This is a genomic window from Demequina sp. NBRC 110054, assembly GCF_002090115.1.
In the GTDB taxonomy this organism is placed as follows: domain Bacteria; phylum Actinomycetota; class Actinomycetes; order Actinomycetales; family Demequinaceae; genus Demequina.
Genome location: NZ_BBRK01000003.1, coordinates 1 through 565 on the forward strand (window position 1 = coordinate 1; position 565 = coordinate 565).

The 565-nt window shown below is 71.9% G+C and carries 1 protein-coding gene; it reads right to left on the reverse strand.

Going from position 1 to position 565, the window contains the following annotated elements:
- Positions 1 to 565, reverse strand: a 565-nt coding sequence (locus tag B7K23_RS00015; RefSeq protein ID WP_084124004.1) for a GGDEF domain-containing protein, incomplete at its 5' end; no start/stop codon positions are given.

Here is a 565-nt window from a genome sequence, read left to right on the forward strand (position 1 = left end):
TCAGTCGGTGGGGTCGAGTCGGCGGGCGTGCTTCTCGGCGTACATCTCGTGGTCGGCGTGGGTGAGCATGTCGTCGAGGGTGTGCGGGTCGTGCGGGGAGGCGGTGTCGAGGCCGATGCTGGCGGAGACCTGGGCGGGGCCGTCGCTGAGGGTGAAGTCGTCGTCGAACGCGGAGCGGATGCGTGCGGTGAGCGTCGTGGCGGTGGCCTGGGGGTCTCCTTCGACGACGACGATGAACTCGTCGCCTCCGAGTCTGCCGACGAGGTCGCCGCGGTCCTCGCGGACCAGGCCTGCCAGGCGGTGCGCGACGGCGGTGAGGAGCTCGTCGCCGATCGCGTGGCCGCGGGTGTCGTTGATGGGCTTGAAGTCGTCGAGGTCGATGAACCACACCGTGGCGCCGGCGGCGGTGCTGCGGGCGACGCGGTCGAGCAGTGACTCGAGGTGGCGCTCGACGGCGCGGCGGTTCGGAAGCCCGGTGAGGGTGTCGTGGTCGGCGAGGACGCGCAGCTGCGACTCCGCGGCACGATGCGCCCCGGCCAGCTGGCTCACGCGCGCGAGAACCATG